Genomic DNA, 17,262 nt, shown 5'->3' with positions numbered 1-17,262 from the left:
TTTCTATCACATCCTATGCAGCTAATCATTTAAATAGAATCCAATCTATGAAAAAATAATAGAGACTTATCTTCGTTTGCTTACTAATGCTCTTTTTCTGAAGGTTTGTTTAGGAGTGAGGTCTTTAGGAAGGAATCGAGGTCTGTCCATAAAAAAAAACCAGTTCTTCAACTGGTTTGTGTTGTAAGGACGATCTCATCTTGGTTTGAATGATTTCCGCTAGCAAGCTTTTCATAAATATCAATAAAAATACCTAATTCCTCTGGAGATAAGTGATTCAGATAGCTACTTATGGAATCAACTCTCTCATTTTCAGCCTCTCTTAAAATTTCGTGTCCGTCGTCAGTAATCTCTAAATAAACAATACGACGGTCAAGATCACTACGGTAACGACTTACAAATCCGCGCTTGTACAAACGATCCGCACCAACAGTTATCGCACTCGGTTTTACACCCATATAGTCAGCCAATTTTGAAACGGTCCATTTATTTCTGATACACAACGTCTTCAAAAGTACAAACTGTGTTTTCGTTAACTCCTTCTCTATAGCAATCTCCGGGTGTAAACGCTTTGACACAATGTAGTGCACTTTCTCCAATCTCTCCACATAGGACTTCAAATCCTTATTCCCCATACTATGAACCTCCAGCCTCTAAGTTGTAATGCGAGTATTATACTAACATTATACAAGAATTTTCATAACATTTGAACTATTATTTACAAATAATGTGTAAAAGAGTTGACGACCAGCATATAAATAGGATATATTACGTTCAAATATATTTGAACGTTTCAGGAGTGTTGAACATGCAGGAAATTTATCATATTCGTGAAGTTGAGCAGCTAAAGGTTATCTCTGACCCCTTTCGCATTAAAATCCTTTGGGAGATATTAGAGGAAGCAAAGACTGGAAAGATTTTATCAGATCTACTAGAAGTCCCTGCACCAAAGATTCATTATCATCTAAAAGAACTTGAACGCGTTGGTTTAATAAACGTTGAAAGAACAGAAGAAAAGAATGGCATTATACAAAAGTTCTACAGACCAGTTGCTCATTCATTTTCAATTGCCGAAATATTGCCCGATCAACGGCATGCAGTGAAAGATGAACTCTCTGATGCACTGAAGGAGAATATATTAGTTTCTTTAGAGAAAACAAAGTCTATGGTGCGCAAATTAGATCCTGAAGTACTAGCTTATACAGATTCTCCTCTTAAATTTGGTTATAGACATGTAAAACTTTCTTCTGATCAAGTAAAACTGCTACATGACAAAGCAAAAGAAATATCAGACTTAATTTCAGAATTTAAAAAGAACGAGAGTGACGATGGTGAGATTTATCATTACTTTATGCTCTCCTTTCCTTTGAAAGAGACACCTTATCCGGAAGAGGAGCTCCAGTAAGATGGCCGAAACAGTAGCTGTACACCATAAAAGTGAAACAGAGTCCCTATTCAAAAAGCGCTCCTTTTTATTCATATGGGCGATAACAATCTGTTCTTCTTTTTCAATCGCCATTTTTCAATTCTCACAGAGCTGGTACGTCGTAAAGACTCTAGACAAAGAAGCTTCACTCGGCATTGTATTTATTGCAGCCAACGTTCCTCGTATTTTATTTATGGCTATCGGCGGCGTTCTAGCAGATCGAGTCAGTCGAACGAAAATTTTATTCGTCGCTAACTTTTTAAGAACCCTGTTGTTAGTTGGCTTGTTAATCATGCTTGCAACAGGTCATCTCTCTCTCCTATCGTTTATCATTTTCGGTTTGTTTTTTGGAGCACTCGATGCTTTCGTCTGGCCTGCAAACGGATCACTTCTACCTAATGTTGTCGATCAATCTCAATTAACACGTGCAAATTCAGTTATTCAGACTACCCAACAAAGCTCACTAATCCTTGGTCCGATGATCGGAGGGCTTCTTGTTGCAAGCAGTGGAGGATATATGCTCTCGTTCGGTGTACCCGCTGTGATGCTTCTACTCGCTGCCATACTTGCTTCTTTGCTAAATGTCCCTGCAACCATTAGTTCAAGCACAGCAAAACCTGGTATGTGGCAATCTATAAAAGAGGGAATTGATGTAGTTAGACAATCCGCTTTTTTAAAGGCGCTCTTTCTTAGTACGATATTTCTAAATGTTTTCGTCATCGGGCCTTTGATGATGGGCTTGCCGATCTTCGTAAAAAACGTGCTCGACGGAAACGCACTTGAATTTAGCTTTATTGAAGGAGCTATGGCTCTAGGCATGCTGATTAGCTCCGTTATCATAGGCATCCTAAACGTTAAAAAAAGACGCGGTCTGATGGTGACGGTCTCTTTATTCGCCATGAATATTTTCTTTTTCTTATTTAGTCAAAGTTCCAGCCTATATGCTTGTATGTTTACTATTTTCTTCATTGGAATTACGTTCCCAGCGACCAATATACCACTCATATCAGCGGTACAGTCTTCTGTAGATAAAAACCTGCTAGGAAGGTTGATGGGTCTGCTTACCATGGCAAGCATGGGGCTCGCTCCGTTATCACTTGCAGCGACATCCCTGCTCATCTCTTATGGCTTTTCTATTGAAAATATTATGTCAGGAGGTGCACTCTCTTTAATTGTTGTAAACCTTTTAATCATGTGGAAACTTCCTGCTTTACGAAAAATGGAATAGGCGGTGTAGATGATGAAAGTATTACTCATTGGCGGCACTCGTTTTTTAGGAAAACATGTTGCAGATTCTTTTAACAACAATCATCATGAAGTAACTTTATTTCATAGAGGAAAAACAGCAAAAGAAGGTGTAACTGAAAACGTTCATGAGATTATCGGTGACAGAGATCTCGATCTGTCCTTACTTGAAAAGGGGTCATGGGACATTATCGTTGATACGTGTGGTTATTTTCCTAAACAAGTTCGCAGATCAGCTGAAGCACTCCAAAAAGAAGGAACTTTCTACATTTTTGTTTCGTCCGTATCTGTTTATGAAGATCAGTCCGTTCGAAACATTACGGAAGACTCAAAAACGGCTGAACTTACTGATCCTAATATCACTGAGGTCGGTGAACATTATGGCGCCCTTAAAGCAGCTTGTGAGCAAGAAGTGTTAGATGTATTCGGTGATAACGCTTTGATCGTTCGTCCTGGCTTAATTGTTGGGCCATATGATTACACGGACCGTTTCACTTATTGGCCAGCTAGAGGTGTTCGAGGGGGCGAAATTTTAATTCCTGAGATGAAAGATCCGACAGTTCGATTCATTGATGTTCGCGATTTAGCGAATTGGATTGTAAGAATGGCTGAAAACAAGGAAAATGGAATTTATCAAGCTGTCGGTGGCGTGTATGATTTCAATGAAGTTGTTCATAAATGTCTTATTAGTCAAGAACACTCAACAATAGTACCTGTTTCCGAATCTTTCTTATTAAAGGAGCACGTCGGCGAATGGGTCGAGTTGCCACTCTGGATCTCAAGTGAAGATTATCGTGGTTTGGATTATGCGGATGATTCGAAAGCAATAAACAAAGGCTTGCTTTTTAGACCAATAGAAGAAACGATAAAAGATACTGCTGATTGGTCTCTCGGCCGAAACTTAAAACCAGAAGATTGGAAAGCCGGCCTACATCCTGATAAAGAAAAGACGCTTCTGAAAAAATGGAATGAAAAAGTGAAGTGATATTTTTGAACTTAACAAGCAATATTATTTTCAATAAATCTAAAAATACATGAATGCCCATGGCACTTGTCCATACCAATTGTCTCCTTAGGACATATAGTATGATTGTGAGATACAAAATCTCTCCTGTTGGCAAGAGGCCGGCAGAGCAATTCCCTACCCCCCATTTCTTCATCATGCGTTCGGTTTTCTTTACCATAATCCTTTCTTAAGGATTATGGCTTTTTTTGTTCCTTGATAAAAGGGAGCTCCCTGCATTAACTCCCTTTTTTAAAGGACAAACCTTTTACCTTGGAAAACGCTTAGGATCATCATTAAAATGGATATATTTTTTCAAATGGTCAGGCAGTTCACCTTTTTGAAAAACGTGTTGGATATCAGAAAGCGGAATCTCCAAACGTGCCAATGACGGATACAATGGAAGAATTTCTTTTGGTTCATAGGTTTGCTGATAACTTGTGATAGCTTCATGTGTTTCCTTTTCAACACTTTGTCGATACGCATGAATCTCTTGAATTTGTTTGACCATCATTAAGTACTCTGCTTTTAAACGTTCAAGCTGATGTATTTTCTTTTCCATGCTATTTTTCGCTGTGTCTAATTCTCTGTCGCGTGAAGAGTATACAGTTTTTAAATACTCAGATAATCGGTCATCACGGTTTTCTTTTAATTCATCTAGCTGTTCCATTGCATTACGTTCTTTTTCCATTGCTAAAAGGTACTTATTCTTTACTTCTGTAAGATCATCCATCGTGATTTTTGAGTTTCTTACACCATAAGCATTTAGTAACTCTTCATATTCATTTGAAGACCATTCTTTTTGTTTATGTAGTTGCTGCCACTTTTCTTGAGCGCGAGCAATATCAATATCGTATTCTTTTTTCATTTGCTTAAAATGATTTAATTCAGGATACATAACAATCTCCCTTCGAGTTTCAACATTAATAGTATTCGGGAGGGATTTTGGTTTAACGTCTCGAATGATTAAACAACTGTTTAAATCGGATGATGTTTTGGGTATCAGCGAAGTACTTGCATGTTATTGATTTCCGTTCCAGGCGCTCGCTTTCCGCGGGGCAGGCGGTGAGCCACATTCGAACGTTTCACTCTTAAGTGTCTCACCTGCCCGCCTGTCCCGCAGGAGTCTCGCACCCTACACTCCAATCAACTTTTCAATGGAGTAAATAATTAAGAGACCTAACATCAACATCCTTTTTAGTCATACCTATTAGAAAGAAGGATGAATTCATGAAGATTACGGCGATTAGACATTGTAAAGCGGAAGGTCAAGAAAGTAATGCTCCTTTAACTGCTGAAGGAGAACAGCAAGCTAAAGAACTTGCTGTCTTTTTAGAGGGTCAGGATTTTGATTGTGTAATTTCGAGTCCATTCAAAAGAGCCATCGACACCATTAAACCTTATGCAGAGTTAAATAATCGAACGATAAAGGTAGATGAACGATTAGCTGAACGGATTCTTTCTATAGAAGATGATCCAAATTGGAGAGATAATCTGGAACGTACATATAAGGAAGAACATTTAAAGTTTCCTGGTGGGGAGTCCACATTTGAAGCAAAGCAAAGAATCACTTCCCTCATTTATGATTTGCAAGCAAAATCCTATAAGTCTGTTCTAATCGTTACGCATGGAAATCTGCTTAGCCTAATGATTAATTTGTATGATTCATCATTCGGCTTTAAGGAATGGGAGCTTCTGTCCAATCCGGATGTGTTTTTAATCGACGCTTTATCAAAAGATGTATCCAAGCTGTGGGTGTCTTAAACTGGTACATAATTCCAGACCCCCAACCCTCCTTCTGAAACCCCGAAACCTGTACACGTAAGATAAATTATTAGGAGGGAAACATCTTATGAAAAAATTAGTAGTAGCATCAGTATTAGGCGCTTCCCTATTCGGCGCAAATGCAGGAATCTCAGAAGCAGCATCTTCATGCCCATTCGCTTCTTTAAATAATAATCAAACTCAACAAGCTCAGGCAGCTCCAGCTCCACAACAGCAACAGCAACAACAAGCTGCTCCAGCACCAGCTCCACAACAAGAGCAAGCAAAAGCTCCAGCTGAAGCAGCACCAAAAGCTGAAGCAGGTGCTGAACTTACTGCACAAGAGAAGCAAATGTTAGATCTTGTGAACCAAGAGCGTGAAAAACAAGGATTACCAGCACTAAAAGCTGATCCTGAGTTAACAAAAGTTGCTCGCGTTAAAGCAAAAGACATGATCGACAACAACTATTTCGACCACAATTCACCAACTTACGGTTCTCCATTCGATATGATGAAGAAGTTTGGTGTTGAATATAATACAGCTGGTGAAAACCTTGCAGGTAACTCATCTGTAGAAGGTGCTCACACTAGCCTAATGAACTCTCAAGGTCACCGTGAGAACATTCTTAAGTCTGAATACACTAGCGTTGGTATCGGTGTTGTAGACGGTGGACAATATGGTAAAATGTTCGTTCAAATGTTTAAAGGATAATAAGTATTAAAAAGCTTTCCCGTTGAGGGAAAGCTTTTTTTGTCGTTTAATAACTTTTATTTAATAGGAATGGTAATGGTGAACATTGTGCCTTTATCCTTTTTACTTTTTACATCTAATCTCCCGTTATGATGCTTGATGATATTTGTACTTACCATCAATCCTAATCCGGTCCCTTCGTCTTTTGTTGTGAAAAAGGGTTTACCGATCTTCTTCATGACCGTCTCATCCATACCGCATCCGTAGTCACGTATCTGAACCTGAAGAAAATCTTTTTCTCTTGATAACTTCATGTTAATTTCTACACAATCTCCAACAGCAGAAGCTTCAATCGCGTTTTTTAAAAAGTTGATAAACACTTGTTTAAGCTGCAGAGGGTCACAGAAGATCAGTGGTATATGATCCTCTAGATCTTTTTTAATCTCAATATTTTTCATGATAGCTTGTGTGTTCAACAGATCAACTGTGTCGTTTATGATATCCGTAACACAAGACATCATAAAATTTTGCGAATTGCTTTTTGAAAGAACCAAAAACTCCTTTATGATATGCTCAATTCGATCTACTTCTGTAAGAATAATCGTGAGATATTGATCAAACTCATCTGTTTGATTCTGAATCAATTGAACAAAACCTTTCAATGAAGTTAAAGGGTTACGTATTTCATGTGCTACACCTGCTGCAAGCTCTCCTACTACATTTAACGCTTCCGCTTTTAATAATTTTTGTTCGGTAAGTTTTTGATCCGTCACATCTTTCAAGACCGTAACATGTAGTTTATCTACTATATCTTTTTCACATGAATATTCGATTTCTTTCACTAAACCATCTGGAGTTTTGTAGCGAAACTCTCCCTTGATCTTTTTTCCGTACAAAACTTCTTTCCATTTCTTTCGAATTAATTCTTTTCCGTTTCCCACAAAAAATTGATCTGCACTATGACCGATGAGTTCTTCTTTTGAAAGCTGTAAAAGTTCGCATGCACGGTCGTTCACTTCGGCAATTTCCATATCGGAACGGCACAGCACGATTGCTTCCATTGCATGGTTAAACAATTGTTTAAACTTTTTCAAGTTTTGATCATTTTCTAAATCACTGTTGGAAGTAATATATGATGTTCCCACAACCTCCAATATGTCTTGATTCTTCCCTGTTACAGGATATATGGTTGTGCGAATACTTCTAAAGCCTAAGTTAATATTTGCGGTTTGTGTCAAACCTGAAAAGGCTTTTTCTAATGGGTCAGTCCATTCTGCGATCAACTCTTTAGCATATAGGTCATTAAGGCTTGTTCCTGGAGAGGGTTTTATGGACACACCCAGTTCATCAAGCATGGATCCTGCAGAATATGTAAATTTATATTCACCTTCGGCATCTCTTCGTAATCCGAAAAGATGGATAGGGCAATGGTTAAGAGAATGGTGAAAATCGGCAATACGTTTAATTTCAACTTCTTCATATTGCTTGTTCATTAAGTAGTCCCCTTTTTATTTACAGAGTATCAAAATCTGTTGCTTGGGCTATTGTGAGTTTTAACCACTTCATTATATTCCACATTTTCACTAAGCTTTTTAATTCGACAAATTTTATCGATTCCCCTATTGGACAACTTTCCCATTTTTCTAATTCCTTGTTACAGGTCTTTAGCATTATTTTTTAAACAGAAATATTTTAGTGTTAAATATAATGCAAGCAAAAAAGCCTTTGGAAAATTATTCAAAGGCTTTAAAACAATATTTACCTATTCATCTTGTTAATTTCGTTCTTCATAAATTTATAATCCATTGGACCTATATGAGAAGTACTGACCATTCCTTTTTCATCAATAAAATAGCTTGTCGGGATCGAAACGGCCCTATACTGTTTCCCAATCGTGTTCTTTTCATCAAGAGGAATCGGAAAAGATAGCTTATATTCCTGAACAAATTTGCTAACTTTCTCTGTATTTGGTTCAGAGTATTCAAGGTTAACCGCTAATATTTCCACATCCTGATTTTTATAATCTTTATAAAATCTCTCCATCTCGGGCATTTCCTCCCTGCATGGAGGACACCACGTAGCCCAAAAGTTAACGATGATCTTTTTACCGCGATAATCCTTTAAATCAACTTGCTTCCCGTCTAGCGTTTTTAATGAAAAGTTTGGCGCTATACTTCCACGTTCCAGTCCGGTATTTTCTTCTTTCTTAACTTCAGTTGGCTTTTCTTCTTTCTTATCCATTGCCGTATAAAATGCAAGGCCAATTAAGCCAGCAAATAGGAGAAATATAACGATCGATTTTATTCTCAAAGTAATTCCTCTTTTCAAGTTGGTTCACCCTTTTCATTATAGAGGATTTTGCCCTGCAACTGCAAAGTTCCCTTTGTTCGTCTCATGGCGATTAAGTTAAAGATGAACCCTTTTTCCTAAAAATGAGAAAAGACAACAACTTATGTTTAAGCTGTTGTCTGTCGGGTACTTATAAATTAGAGGCCATAACAATCGTACCTACTGGCTTCTTACTATTTGGGGTTGGTTCGTGCGAGATAGCAACAGCATCCCAGTTGTGTTCACCTTCAAATTTAACAGGGAACACGACTGCACCATTTCCATTCTCGTCTGGTGTAAATGTGCCAGCTCGATAAGGTTTGTCTCCTTCAATCAGCCAAACTTGATAGGTTTCTGTTCCTTTAACTTGAGTTAAGTTATTCGATTGAACGACAAGGTTCATCTTACCGTTTTCCTTTACCATTGATGCTACACCTGTCGATTTTGTTTCTTCAGAAGCTAGTTGAACCGTTTTAAATGTTTTATTGACCTGTTCTTGGATCACTTGTTCATTCTTGTTATTTTCATTATACAAATACGCGTTCGTGCCAAGTGATAGCAAAAGTCCAGCAGCAAGTAATCCTTGTACCCATGGTTTGGGTTTCCGCTTAGAAATAGGTGAAATCTTTGTTGCTACTTCATCTGTTTTAACACCAGTTTGCGTTTCTTGTTGTGTAAGGCTGGAGTCATCAGCCGTTACATTTGTTAAAATACGTTCTTTCATACCAATCGGAGGTTGTGCCTCTTCTGATAAATATGGAAGATCTGCTGTAAGGTCTTGCCATTCTGTCCATTCTTCCTGGCAGGCGTCGCATTGCTTTAAGTGTTTTTCAAAGGCATCTTTTTCTTTACCTTCTAACAACCCGTTATAATAATGGAGCAAATTATCGCAAGTTTTCGGTTCCATATTTATCCCCCCTCTCACTATAGATCTTTTTTAAATGTTTCAGTGCTAAACGTATCCTTCCTTTTACCGTTCCTAAAGGAATGTTCTTTTGCTCTGCAATATCTGATTGTGAGTAGCCTTTGAAATAGAACATTTCTACAATGTCTTGCTGCTCTTCTGTTAAAGTAGAAACAGCTTTCTTCAGACCCTCTCTTTCTTCATTCCATGTTACGGTTTCTTCTACACTTTCTGTTCGTTCGTAATCTATGTCTTTTTCAAGAATCTCAACTTCATTTTTTTGTTGCTTTCGTATTAAATCAATACAGGCATTTCGTGTAACGGTTAAAAGCCATGAAGAAAATTTCCCTTTATCCTCCGAATAGAGTCCCTTTTTTCGCCACAGTTTCATAAAAACGTCTTGAACTGCCTCTTCAGCCAACTCTTTTTGCCTCAACATTTTAAATGAAAAAGAAAACAATAGCTTCTCATATCGATCATACAGCATTTCAAGGGCTTCTTTATTTTCTTCTTGAACTTTTTGATAAAGTTCGTAATCAGAAGTTCTACCCATCTTTTGTCTCCTTTACTGCTCACAGAATAAATCTATCATAACAAAATGAGGCAGTATTTGTCTTTTTTTACGATGGATGTATAAAGATAACGTTAAATAAAGCAATTTGGATCACATATTTTCCAACTTTTATCATTAAGTTTCCTTCTATCTTTCCGATATAAAAGAAAATATAGCTCAGGAAAAATAGATACAGAATTTAAAGATAAAGTGAGGAACATCATTATGGATCGCACAACATTAATCGGAGTCATTCTAGGCATACTTGCGGTAGGTGTCGGGATGTTTTTAAAAGGCGCAAGTCCTACAGCATTATTGAATCCAGCAGCATTGCTTATTATATTTGCCGGAACTGCAGCAGCTATCCTCATTGCATTTCCATTGAACGAGATCAAAAAAATCCCTGCTCTTTTCAAGATTTTATTCAAAGAACAAAAGCTCATTGATATGAAGGATCTAGTAACGATTTTCATTGAATGGGCAACGGTCGCTCGTAAAGAAGGTCTGCTCGCATTAGAACCGAAAGCAGAAGAAGTGGATGACCCTTTCCTTCAACAAGGAATTAAGATGATCGTTGACGGACAGCCTCCTGAATTTATTAAAGATGTCTTAATGAAAGACTTAGAAACAATGGAAGAACGTCATGCAAGCAACGCTACCATCTTTACTCAAGCGGGTACATATGCACCAACTCTCGGTGTCTTAGGTGCAGTAGTAGGTTTAGTCGCGGCACTAGGAAACATGGCCGACATCACAGCTTTAGGAAAAGCCATTTCAGCAGCCTTTATCGCTACTTTATTCGGTATTTTTTCTGGCTATGTGTTGTGGCATCCTTTCGCTAATAAGTTAAAACGAAAGTCAAAGAAAGAAATCATGATCAAAGAGATTATGATTGAAGGGCTGTTATCTATTCAAGATGGGACATCCCCCAAAATTTTAGAAGAAAAGCTGTTAACGTATATTCCAACTAGCGAACGCGATCAATACAAAGCAGGTGGTTCAGTTGGCTAAAAAGAAAAAGCATCATGACGAACATGTGGATGAATCTTGGCTCATTCCTTATGCAGACATGCTCACGCTTTTACTTGCTTTGTTTATCGTATTGTTTGCCATGAGTGAGATCGATGCTCAAAAGTTTAAACAGATGGCAAGTGCTTTTCGAAATGAGTTCACAGGCGGCACAGGCGTAATGGAAGAACAAGTACCGATCCCTTCTCCTGACTCCACACCAATTCCTGATGCGCAAAAAGAAGTCATTTCCAAAGAAGAAAAAGAACGGCTTGAAGAAGCGAAGAAAGAACTGGAACAATTAGAAGAGATGGAAAAAAAGATCAATGCTTATATTCAAACAAACAAGTTAGATTCTAGTCTTCAAACAAAGCTGACAGAAAACGGCTTATTGATCACCATCTTAGATAATGCTTTATTCGATTCTGGTAGCGCAACTGTAAAACCTGGTTCTAGAGAGATCGGCAAAAAATTATCTGATCTACTCGTTACCACGCCACCAAGAAATATTGTTATCGCGGGCCATACAGATAACGTACCGATCAGCACGGCAAACTTTCAATCAAACTGGGAACTCAGCGCGTTAAGAGGGATTAACTTTATGCGCGTTCTGCTTGAGAATCCTTCATTGAAACCGAACCAAGTCAGCGCAAGCGGTTATGGAGAATATCGTCCAAAGTCAGAGAATAAAACTCCAGAAGGTCGAGCAAAAAACCGTCGTGTTGAAGTACTTGTACTGCCAAATGTTAGTTTGAAATCTGTACAGTGATTTGGCCGTATAATGCGGTGGCGGTGTAAGAAAATATGTGGAGAAGCGATGGGAATCGATCATAAATTCACAAAAAAACTGGCTTCTTGAAGTGGCATTTCCACTATCAAAGAAGCCAGTTTTTATTTTTATTCCATCTTTTTACTCGTTTTATAGCTATCTAAGAAATGAATACGCTCGAGCATGGTCGGATGACCGTATAAAAACCATTTTACGATTTTTGGTGGGTTTACTTCACTTAAAGAAACGGTCGCAAGCTCTTGAAATGCCCCTACTGCTGCTTTCGGGTTGTTTGTCATCTGAATCGCATACAGATCAGCGTCCCGCTCTGCTTTTCTTGAGACCGCATTCTCCAGTGGAGATACGGCAAAGCTCAATAACGAAAAGATCAATAGCAATGCAGGAAGTGCCGCTAGATCTCCTACTCCCTTTATTCCCCATGTCTTGCCGTACTTCTCTATCCATTTTCGATAGATCATATTTCCGAGCCATAATCCTAAGAATGAGAGAACCACTGATGAAATCAAGTTCCAATACAGATGGTTCATCACATAATGTCCGATCTCATGGGCCATTACAAACAGAACTTGGTTATCACTCAATTTATTAAGTGTTGTATCCCATAGGACGATCCGTAGATTTGATCCGATTCCGTTAACATACGCATTTAATGCATTTGTTTTTTCAGACATGTTCACTTCATAAACATTTTCTGCCGGAATGTCCGCTCTTTCCGCAATATCTAGAATTTTACCCTTTAACACTTCATCCTGCAGCGGATAGAACTTGTTATACAACGGATCGATTACAACGGGCTGGATGAAGTAGAGAAACAAAGTAAACGGAACGGAAAGCAGCCAAGCGTACAGCCACCATCTTTTTTCATATTTTTTGATCAGCCAATACATAACAGCAACCATCACAGTTGTTAATAGCCAGTTGATCCAGAAATCCACTAATCCATCTCTCATCCAGCTGTGAAAAGATTGAACAGATATATTAAAGCTTTTGGAAACGGTAAAACTGTAGTAGCGTAGTGGGAATGTTAACACCCAGCTAGCAAACGAAAGCAAAAGCACGTAGATTCCAGTGTGAACAATAGAGAACCTTGTTAAACCGCTAGATGCTTTTCGGAACCATCTTGATAATCCGAATCCTAGAACAAACAGATAGATCAACCACTCGAGCGGCACAGATATGAAGTAGATAAAATCCTTTATTCTTGAAAAATCAGTGCTAAGTTCCAGTTCACGGTCTGTCATAAAGACTGCTGGATCCGCAGCAGAGCCCTTCAGATGCACAGGCAAGTTTGCGTCTGCTCCTTGAAACAGATAGAACCACATCAAACCCGCGTATATAGCAAAGCCGATCACAAAAAGTAACGATTTTTTCAAAGCATGCGCCCCCCTTTATTACCTACTATAAAGTGTAGGGCGAATTGTCCAAATTAGAACAAGCTTTCATAAAATACTTTGTAAAATCTTAAAGAGCATTTGCAAGGGTCGAGACAATATGAAGGTTTTCATGATCTACTTCTATAGAATTCGGCTGAATGTAAACCGCTTTTAATCCCATAAGAAGTGCAGGTGCGATTTCATTTATAAAATTATCACCGATTGATACTGCTTCATGAGGCTTTATACCATATTCATTCAATATCGTCTGGAGCTTTTCTTTCGTCTTCAACGGTTTTTCACTCTCGGTATAGAGAGCATGGAACATTCCATCTAGCTCCAACTCAGTTAACAAGCGTTTTACATCTTCTCTTTCACTGTTCGTTAAAAGGACTACCTTTTTCTTTTCCTTGAAAAGTTTCAAAGCCTGTTGAAGACCTGGTGTTTTCGATAGCTGGAACTGATCGGTTACCATGTACTCTTTTGTAGCGTTATAGCATTCCCACGTATCTGCTTGCTTCACACCGAAATGCATAGCTGTAGCATACGGCAGCCACCATCCATCACCGATCGCGATCAATCTTTCAAAGTCATATACAAGCTCACCCGAAAATTCTGCTTTCACTTTGTCCTCTGACCACTCAACCCCATCAAAGGATGTTACTTTTGTTACTTGCAGTGTCATTGGATCGACGGTAACACTTGCATCATTTTTAATATCATACACTTTACCGATTGCAACAGGGTGTGTCCCCTTCTTCATACTTTCATATGTATCCCAAAAGGCTTTCTTTTTCTCATCAGACACCCTTTTTTGTAACAATCTACAGTAATAATCGAAATGGTCTGTATCTTCATATAGCGTTCCGTCCAGATCAAAAATAAGCAACTTCGCATCATCAATAATCGATTTCACGTCTCATCCCTCCTTCTTTCATTGTAGTAATCCTAATCAAAAAAAGTAAAGAAAAGTACGTTGACATAAATTTACTAATCTTGTATGTTATAAGTGTACTATACACAGTAATACACACATATAGTATATAAAGGTGGGATAACATGATATTGAATTTAGATCCCCGAAGCAATACACCGATATGGGAACAAGTTGTTCATCAGATCAAGGAACTGATCTTGCGAGAAATTTTGTTGCCAGAAGAAAAATTGCCTTCGGTACGCGAACTATCAGGAACATTACTGATCAATCCAAATACAGTGAGTAAAGCTTATCAAGAGTTAGAACGCCAAGGCATCATTGAGACATTGCGAGGAAAAGGCACGTTTGTTTCCGCTTCTATTATTCCTAAAGCAGATGATCAGAAGACAACAGAACTCAAACAACAGCTGAAGCAGCTAATTATTAACGCTTCCTATCTTGGTATCGATCACCAAACATTATCAAAGTGGTTGAAAAACTTTTCAGAAGAGCTTGGGGGTAAAAACAGTCATGCTGAAAGTGAATAATATTAGTAAAACGATAGAGGGTTCTCAAGTGTTAGACCATGTGAACATCACACTGGAACCAGGTACGATTGCAGGTTTAGTCGGAAGAAATGGTGTTGGAAAGTCTACGCTACTTCGCGTAATCGCAGGCATATTAGATCCGGATGAAGGTGAAGTGTTCTTTAATAACACAGATATTCATCAAAATCCTGAGATTAAACAAAAGATTACTTATGTTCCAGATTCGACTGAGATTTTAAAGAGTTATAGCGTTAAAGAAATCGTAAAGCTATATGATGCAATTTATGAAGATTTTGATGTTGTATACTTCTACTCTCTTCTAGACCGCTTTAAACTTCCTAAAAATAAAAAAATCAGAACATATTCCAAAGGCATGAAGGCGCTGTTCTTAATGATCCTTTCTTTTTCAACGAAATCGGATCTTATCATTTTAGATGAACCAACAAACGGACTTGACCCTATCGTAAAAAGAAACATCTTGCAATTTATTATTGAAGAAGTGAGTGAGCGACAGCTATGCGTTCTTATCTCTACTCATCATTTAGAGGAAGTAGAGAAGATGGCAGATGTTCTTATCATGATTAAAGAAGGACGAATTGAATCCACAACCTCTATCGAGGATGCAAAATCATCGTTCCGTAAAGTTCAAGTGGTTTACAAACACTCTCTGCCTGAAAAGATCGAGCAATTGAACAACGTGAACATCTTAAATCAAACAGGACGTGTCTATACATTGATGATCAAAGGAAACATTGAAGCGACACTCCAAAAGATGAACGGAGAAAATCCGCTATTGTTAGAAGAACTACCTATGACTCTCGAAGATATTTTCATTTCAACACTTGGAGGTGAATCACATGTTTCATAAAGCATTGTGGATGAGGAACCAAAAACTAGGAAGCCCTGCCGTATGGGGGATCTATATTTCATTGTTCTTGTTTTTACCGTATTCTTTCTTTGGAAAAGCCCAAACCATGTTAACTCAAAAAAATGATCCTTATGCGGATGCACCTGAAAACTATTACATGAACTTTCATTTTACTGGTGCAGATATCGTAGTTTTCTTATTTTTAATCGTAGGATTAGCTGCTCTTCTAGTCGGCAGTGAAAGAACGACTCATGCGACTGACCTAACGTTCTCACTCCCTTTTAAACGTAAAGATATCTTTCTATCAAAATGGATTTTTGGAGTAGGTCATATCATAACAGGTCTGTTAATCAATTTGCTATTATGTATGCTAATTGTAAAGTTTACGATTCTTTCAGAAGTAACAGATGCTGCATTTCTTTTGAAATTCATGATGGTGGTTATTCCGTTCTCGATCGCTATTTTCTCTTTTAGTCTTTTTATTGGAACGATTGCAGGAAATTTAATTTCTCAACTAGTATTGAGTGGGATCTTTTTATTCTTTCCACTCGGTTTTATATCTCTTATAGTTTCATTTTTAGAATATCACGGGATTTCTATCAATCATAATGCACCATCTACTGTATTATTTAACGATTTGATCAACAGTTTCACACTGCCAATTCCTATTATAGAATTTCGTTATTATATAGATCTCTCAGATAATTCTTTTACTGATTTCTCACATATACCATATGTCATGTTACTGATTCCACTGGCTTATACGATTCTATCCGTAGCTTTTGGAACGTGGCTCTTTAGCAGAACTAAGAACGAAAACAACGGTAGATTACTTGTTTTTGAAAAAGGTAGAGGATTCTTCACCTTTGGCGTTGTATTGTGCTTTGCTCTAACGTTCGGAATGTTAGGTGGCGGTATATTTGGCGACTACGATTCCAGATCGCTTATTGGCTATTACCTATCTGCAACGATAGGCGGGGTTTTAGCATTCTTTATGTTGAAAAAATTAATTCATTTCCGTATGCAGTTTGGCAAATAAAGAGAAGAGCGGACAACATGTTCGCTCTTTTTTGTTTGCCTTATTTTTGTTTGGGCATCCTGATAACAGCACATGTAAATGAGGGATGACGATGGATGGAATCTTAATCACGATCTATAGAACGGTTCTAGGCTTTGCCTTTTTGTTGATGCTCATGAGGTTACTCGGAAAAAAACAACTTGGTGAACTTACTTTTTTTAACTATGCAACAGGCATCGCAATGGGTAATATCATCGGAGATATGGTTGTCCACAAAGAGATCACGGTTTGGGAGAGTTTGGCGTCTCTTAGCTTTTGGGCGTTAGCCGTGTTCGGTATAGAATTTCTCAACAGACATTCTCCCCTACTCACAAAACTCACGAAGAGTCAGCCGACGATCGTTATAAAAAAAGGGCAGATTATGCAAAAAGAGCTGAAGCGGATGCAGATGTCTATGGATGACTTATTGATGCTGCTCAGGATCAGTGCGGTCTTTGATATTACTGAAGTAGAATATGCTGTCATGGAGCCTAACGGACAACTAAGTGTGTTAAAGAAGCCACTCAAAGATTCTGTCACAAAAGAAGATCTAAATATTCCACCAGATGCTCCTCAATATTTGCCCACAATGCTAATCTCTAACGGTGAGAAAATAGATCAGCCTTTTAAGGAATACAGTTTGTCAGACGATTGGTTGGATCAGCAATTGAAGAGTGCGGGCTATCAAGATGTTAAAGAGGTCTTCTTCGCACAGCTTCAGGACGATGGCGACGTCTTTTTTGTAAAAAAAGAAAAAAGCAACTGAGATCTATATCAGCTGCTTTCCT

Annotated in this window: 19 protein-coding genes; 11 read left to right on the top strand and 8 right to left on the bottom strand. The window is 38.1% G+C overall.

The window, feature by feature from the left end; translation table 11 throughout:
• Window positions 1–167: 167 nt before the first annotated feature.
• Complete coding sequence (locus tag IHV09_RS01105) at window positions 168–635, bottom strand: MarR family winged helix-turn-helix transcriptional regulator (RefSeq protein ID WP_197190773.1); 468 nt, start codon at window positions 633–635, stop codon at window positions 168–170.
• A 173-nt stretch (window positions 636–808) separates the two neighbouring features.
• On the opposite strand from IHV09_RS01105, the gene IHV09_RS01100 reads away from it, so the two are divergent.
• Genes IHV09_RS01100 through IHV09_RS01090 form a run of 3 tightly spaced genes read left to right on the top strand, consistent with a single transcriptional unit; the run spans window position 809 to window position 3,656 of the window.
• The gene (locus tag IHV09_RS01100) at window positions 809–1,405 is read left to right on the top strand and encodes an ArsR/SmtB family transcription factor (protein WP_197126935.1); all 597 of its coding nucleotides are present in this window, start codon (window positions 809–811) and stop codon (window positions 1,403–1,405) included.
• 1 nt (window position 1,406) lies between these two features.
• Window positions 1,407–2,654 (top strand): MFS transporter, encoded by a 1,248-nt coding sequence (locus IHV09_RS01095; protein ID WP_197190774.1) that lies wholly within the window; start codon window positions 1,407–1,409, stop codon window positions 2,652–2,654.
• Window positions 2,655–2,663: 9 nt separating this feature from the next.
• Window positions 2,664–3,656: an NAD-dependent epimerase/dehydratase family protein gene (locus IHV09_RS01090; protein ID WP_197263418.1), complete on the top strand. Its 993-nt coding sequence runs from the start codon at window positions 2,664–2,666 to the stop codon at window positions 3,654–3,656.
• Window positions 3,657–3,942: 286 nt separating this feature from the next.
• Here IHV09_RS01090 and IHV09_RS01085 read toward each other — a convergent pair whose 3' ends face one another.
• The gene (locus IHV09_RS01085; RefSeq protein WP_197126932.1) at window positions 3,943–4,572 is read right to left on the bottom strand and encodes a hypothetical protein; all 630 of its coding nucleotides are present in this window, start codon (window positions 4,570–4,572) and stop codon (window positions 3,943–3,945) included.
• Between the two features lie 332 nt (window positions 4,573–4,904).
• On the opposite strand from IHV09_RS01085, the gene IHV09_RS01080 reads away from it, so the two are divergent.
• Window positions 4,905–5,438 carry a histidine phosphatase family protein gene (locus IHV09_RS01080; RefSeq protein WP_197263417.1) on the top strand — a complete coding sequence of 178 codons (534 nt, stop codon included), beginning with the start codon at window positions 4,905–4,907 and terminating at the stop codon, window positions 5,436–5,438.
• Window positions 5,439–5,526: 88 nt separating this feature from the next.
• Window positions 5,527–6,150: a CAP domain-containing protein gene (locus IHV09_RS01075; RefSeq protein WP_197126930.1), complete on the top strand. Its 624-nt coding sequence runs from the start codon at window positions 5,527–5,529 to the stop codon at window positions 6,148–6,150.
• A gap of 56 nt (window positions 6,151–6,206) precedes the next feature.
• Here the strand turns inward: IHV09_RS01075 and IHV09_RS01070 are convergent, their stop codons facing one another.
• From IHV09_RS01070 to IHV09_RS01055, 4 genes are all read right to left on the bottom strand, one after another.
• Window positions 6,207–7,622, bottom strand: coding sequence for an ATP-binding protein (locus IHV09_RS01070; RefSeq protein WP_197263416.1), 1,416 nt, complete (start codon window positions 7,620–7,622; stop codon window positions 6,207–6,209).
• A 265-nt stretch (window positions 7,623–7,887) separates the two neighbouring features.
• The gene (locus IHV09_RS01065) at window positions 7,888–8,439 is read right to left on the bottom strand and encodes a TlpA disulfide reductase family protein (protein ID WP_197263415.1); all 552 of its coding nucleotides are present in this window, start codon (window positions 8,437–8,439) and stop codon (window positions 7,888–7,890) included.
• A gap of 169 nt (window positions 8,440–8,608) precedes the next feature.
• Window positions 8,609–9,364 carry an anti-sigma factor gene (locus IHV09_RS01060; RefSeq protein ID WP_197263414.1) on the bottom strand — a complete coding sequence of 252 codons (756 nt, stop codon included), beginning with the start codon at window positions 9,362–9,364 and terminating at the stop codon, window positions 8,609–8,611.
• Window positions 9,342–9,914, bottom strand: a complete 573-nt coding sequence (locus IHV09_RS01055) for an RNA polymerase sigma factor (RefSeq protein ID WP_197263413.1) — start codon at window positions 9,912–9,914, stop codon at window positions 9,342–9,344. Before IHV09_RS01055 ends, IHV09_RS01060 begins: the two co-directional genes overlap by 23 nt.
• Before the next feature lie 225 nt (window positions 9,915–10,139).
• Here IHV09_RS01055 and motA point away from each other — a divergent pair, with 225 nt between their 5' ends.
• Together motA and motB are read left to right on the top strand one after the other, a co-directional pair.
• Window positions 10,140–10,925 (top strand): flagellar motor stator protein MotA, encoded by a 786-nt coding sequence (gene motA / locus IHV09_RS01050; RefSeq protein ID WP_197126925.1) that lies wholly within the window; start codon window positions 10,140–10,142, stop codon window positions 10,923–10,925.
• A complete protein-coding gene (gene motB / locus IHV09_RS01045) occupies window positions 10,918–11,691 on the top strand; it encodes a flagellar motor protein MotB (protein ID WP_197126924.1) in 774 nt (257 codons plus the stop codon). The genes motA and motB overlap by 8 nt, the downstream gene beginning before the upstream one ends.
• A 128-nt stretch (window positions 11,692–11,819) precedes the next feature.
• Here motB and IHV09_RS01040 read toward each other — a convergent pair whose 3' ends face one another.
• Window positions 11,820–13,085: a M48 family metallopeptidase gene (locus IHV09_RS01040; protein WP_231618093.1), complete on the bottom strand. Its 1,266-nt coding sequence runs from the start codon at window positions 13,083–13,085 to the stop codon at window positions 11,820–11,822.
• 88 nt (window positions 13,086–13,173) lie between these two features.
• Window positions 13,174–14,001 (bottom strand): HAD family hydrolase, encoded by an 828-nt coding sequence (locus tag IHV09_RS01035; protein WP_197263412.1) that lies wholly within the window; start codon window positions 13,999–14,001, stop codon window positions 13,174–13,176.
• Window positions 14,002–14,144: 143 nt separating this feature from the next.
• Here IHV09_RS01035 and IHV09_RS01030 point away from each other — a divergent pair, with 143 nt between their 5' ends.
• The 4 genes from IHV09_RS01030 (at window position 14,145) to IHV09_RS01015 (ending at window position 17,240) form a co-directional block, all read left to right on the top strand.
• On the top strand, window positions 14,145–14,549 hold the full coding sequence (locus IHV09_RS01030) for a GntR family transcriptional regulator (RefSeq protein WP_197263411.1): 405 nt from the start codon (window positions 14,145–14,147) through the stop codon (window positions 14,547–14,549).
• Window positions 14,533–15,417, top strand: a complete 885-nt coding sequence (locus IHV09_RS01025; protein ID WP_197263410.1) for an ABC transporter ATP-binding protein — start codon at window positions 14,533–14,535, stop codon at window positions 15,415–15,417. The genes IHV09_RS01030 and IHV09_RS01025 overlap by 17 nt, the downstream gene beginning before the upstream one ends.
• Window positions 15,407–16,456: an ABC transporter permease subunit gene (locus IHV09_RS01020; protein WP_197190783.1), complete on the top strand. Its 1,050-nt coding sequence runs from the start codon at window positions 15,407–15,409 to the stop codon at window positions 16,454–16,456. The genes IHV09_RS01025 and IHV09_RS01020 overlap by 11 nt, the downstream gene beginning before the upstream one ends.
• A gap of 91 nt (window positions 16,457–16,547) precedes the next feature.
• Entirely contained in the window at window positions 16,548–17,240 is a 693-nt protein-coding gene (locus tag IHV09_RS01015) for a YetF domain-containing protein (RefSeq protein WP_197126919.1), read from the top strand.
• The last annotated feature ends 22 nt before the right edge of the window (window positions 17,241–17,262 follow it).

Source organism: Fictibacillus sp. 23RED33, assembly GCF_015903925.1.
GTDB classification, from domain to species: domain Bacteria; phylum Bacillota; class Bacilli; order Bacillales; family Fictibacillaceae; genus Fictibacillus; species Fictibacillus phosphorivorans.
The sequence above is the reverse complement of the archived record's forward strand: the minus strand, read 5'-3'. Positions and strand labels throughout refer to the sequence as shown.